Genomic DNA, 3,456 nt, shown 5'->3' on the forward strand with positions numbered 1-3,456 from the left:
GTCCGGAGCGGCGTATACGACGACGCGCTCGAGTTGGCCGGACGGGAGCGAGCGGTATGCGGACGCCCCCGGCGGTCCGCCGCTTTCCGGCACACTGCAGCCGACAGCGGAACGCGGCGTCCATGACAGCGCCGGATTCTCGCAATGGCATGCTCTCTTATACTTGCCTGCCTTGGCGCCGCTACCGCTTCTTCCCGAAGACCTGCAGGCTTCCTACGGACTCATCGCCTTGCTCTCGTTGCTGTTCCATTGGCTGCTGGACAGGCACGCCCGTCAATCCGCGACGGCCAAGGCAGCCATGGAGGCGCTGCGCGCCGACATCCATCGCCTGCAAAGGAGTCTTGGCGAGAGCAACGATTACATCCGCCAATCGGAGTATACGTTCAAGCTGGAGGAACGCAACCGTCTCTCGCAGGATATTCACGACAAGATCGGGCATTCCATGACGGGAGCGCTCATTCAGATGGAGGCGGCCAAACGGCTGCAGGCCAAAGATCCGGAACGTTCCGCCGAGCTGCTGGGCAACGCGATCGCCATTTCCAAGGAAGGCATCGAGAGCATTCGCCTCGTCCTCCGGGACATGAAACCGTTGGCCGAGCAGCTTGGGCTGAACCGGCTGCGGCTGTTCATCGACGAATTTGCGGCCACGCACGAGGGGCTGCGCGTCGCGCTTACCTTCGAGGGGGACGTGGGCCGAATCGAGCAGCTGCACTGGCAAATTATCCATCGCAACGTGACGGAGGCTCTGACGAACGCGGCGAAGTATGCGCGGGCAACCACCGTGTCGGTCCATATCGAGGTGTTGAACACGATGGTGAAGGCCGGCGTCTCCGACAACGGAGTCGGAGCTTCGAAGATCGTGAAGGGACTCGGCATCGCCGGCATGGAGGAGCGGGCGGCGTCCGCGAACGGCAAGGTCATCGTAGACGGCTCGGCGGGTTTCTCCGTCACGACGCTCCTTCCTTGCGGCAAGGCATGAGTATCGCCATATCCATAACCATGAGATTTCTCATGTCAGAAGATGAACTTACGCACTTCCGCGGGGTTCATCTTTTTTTGTACGATAAGGGCAAGACGAAAGAGTTACGGGAGGGAATGCGGATGAACGTACTGCAACTGGAGGGATTGACGAAGTCATTCGGCGACTTTACAGCCGTGGACGGACTGTCGCTTAGCATAAGGGAGGGCGAAATATTCGGACTCTTGGGCCCCAACGGCGCGGGCAAAAGCACGGCGATCCACATGATCGCGGGTTTGATTCCGGCGAGCAAAGGCGAGATTCGGCTGCTGGATCGCAATATAGCGCGAAACGGCAGGTTCGCGAAGTCGAACATCGGCTTCGTGCCGCAGGAAATTGCCATCTACGAGGATATGACGGCTTACGAGAATGTGCATTTTTTTGCCGGATTATATGGATTGAGGGGCGCGGAGCTTAAGAGCCGCACGGAGGAGGCTCTCGCGTTCGCGGGGCTCGACGACAAGCATAAGAGCTTCCCGCGGAATTTCTCGGGGGGCATGAAACGGAGGCTGAACATCGCTTGCGCCATTGCCCACCGTCCGAAACTGATCATGATGGATGAGCCGACGGTCGGCATCGACCCGCAGTCGCGCAGCTACATTCTGAATTCCGTCAGGAAGCTTAACGAGATGGGCTGCACCATTATCTACACGAGCCATTACATGGAGGAAGTCGAAGAGCTTTGCACCCGCATCGCGATTATGGATCATGGCAAGATGATCGCGGAAGGGACGAAGGCGCAGCTCAAGTCGATCATTACCGACCGAAAGACGCTGATGATCGAGCTGAAATCCGCTGAAAGACTGAACGAGGAGAAGCTTCGCGGCATCGCCGGAGTGAGGGCCGTGGCCTTAGACGTTGAGGGGAGCGCGGTTCGCGTAGAATCGGACGCCGAGGTCAACAACCTGAACCGGGTTCTTCAATGCATAATGGAGAGCGGCATGGAGATCCGCTCGGTCGACGAGAGACAGCCGAGTCTGGAGACGGTTTTTCTGACGCTGACCGGTCGCAGCTTGAGGGATGATTAGAATGGCAGGAGAAGAAAGGAGGAGAACCGCGTGAACGTTTGGCGAATTGCGATGAAGGAATTGATGACGTCGAGAGACCCGGCGATGCTGATCTTTATGCTGGCTACGCCCGTTCTGCTCATTCTCATTCTCGGCTCGGTGCTGTCGGGCAACTTCAACGGCAAAGAGGCCGTAGGAACCGTCCGCGTATTGTACTCGGCAAGCGGGGACGAAGCAGCGAAGGAGCATTGGGAGTCCTGGATCGGCAGATCTATCGACGAGACAGGTGGGCTCGAAGGCACGGAGCGGGGCGACAGGGAGATTATAGTAAAGGGGATCGCCTTCGATGAAGCAAAGATGGGAGAGCAAGCGGCGATCGACGAGGTGAAAAACGGCGGTTACATCGGCTATGCGACGATTGGCGACGAGGGCATCCGCTATTACGGCAACGACCGGATCGGAGCCGAGAACGCGATCGTCCAGGGCTTGTTATCGGCATACGCGGACCATCGCAAGCTGTCTCTCGTCTTGCCGGAAGCTGCGGGCGCGGCCGAGGGGGCAGCATCATCGGGGGAACATTTCGAGACAAGGATGCTGCAAGCGCCGCCGAAGCCGAACGCCATCGATTATTATTCGGTAGCCGTGACGACGATGATCATCATGTACATCTCCATGACGGCGGGCCTCCTGATCGAGAACGAACGCGTTCGCCATACGGCTAATCGCCTGCTGGTGGCGCCGGTGACGAAGGCGGAAATTTTCGCCGGCAAAATAACGGGGTCGCTCCTGCTTCATTTGTTCTTCGTCATCCTTATCGTGCTTCTCAGCAAATATATGTACGGAGCCGATTGGGGAGACAATCCCGTTATGGTGCTGCTGGTGCTGGCTTCGCAAATCGTGTTCGCGATCAGCTTGGGGCTTGGCAGCAGCTATATGCTCGGATCGAAGGCGTCCGGCGCCGTCATCATGACGATCATTCAACTGGCGGCGCTCTTCGGCGGATCGTACTTCCAGAACGTGGATAACGGGGATTTCTTCAGCAAGCTGACGCGATTATCGCCGCTGGATTGGACCAACGACGGGTTGCTTTCGGTCATTTACGGCGGCGTGGAAAGTCCCATTGGCGGGATGTCCGCGGAATACGCGGCGATCCTTCTGAACATGGGCTTCTCCGTCCTGTTCCTGGCCGCTGCGATTGGGATCATGCGCAGAAAGGAAGGGTTATAGATGAAGGATATGATCTGGTTGTTGCGAAGGACGATACGGTCCATGCTGCGGGGATATAAAAGCTTGCTGGTATTCCTGATTACGCCGGTCATCGGCATCGTGCTGGCCTTCCTTATCATCGGGGGCAGCGCCAATCCCAGCCCGCTTAACGTGGGAGTCGTGAATCTGGACGCGGGGGAGCCGGTATCGGATGGCGGCCTGGCC

The 3,456-nt window shown here is 58.3% G+C and carries 3 protein-coding genes and 1 pseudogene; all 4 read left to right on the top strand.

What is annotated here, in order from left to right; genetic code table 11:
- Positions 1 to 979, top strand: a 979-nt coding sequence (locus PAT3040_RS31865; protein ID WP_373863990.1) for a sensor histidine kinase, incomplete at its 5' end; no start/stop codon positions are given.
- 122 nt (positions 980 to 1,101) lie between these two features.
- Positions 1,102 to 2,046 carry an ABC transporter ATP-binding protein gene (locus tag PAT3040_RS31870; RefSeq protein WP_108995844.1) on the top strand — a complete coding sequence of 315 codons (945 nt, stop codon included), beginning with the start codon at positions 1,102 to 1,104 and terminating at the stop codon, positions 2,044 to 2,046.
- Positions 2,047 to 2,076: 30 nt separating this feature from the next.
- A complete protein-coding gene (locus tag PAT3040_RS31875; protein ID WP_108995845.1) occupies positions 2,077 to 3,252 on the top strand; it encodes an ABC transporter permease in 1,176 nt (391 codons plus the stop codon).
- Positions 3,253 to 3,456, top strand: a pseudogene (locus PAT3040_RS37730) (ABC transporter permease); the annotation flags it as partial. It abuts the gene before it with no gap.

It is taken from the genome of Paenibacillus agaridevorans (assembly GCF_003112455.1).
Classification (GTDB): domain Bacteria; phylum Bacillota; class Bacilli; order Paenibacillales; family Paenibacillaceae; genus Pristimantibacillus; species Pristimantibacillus agaridevorans.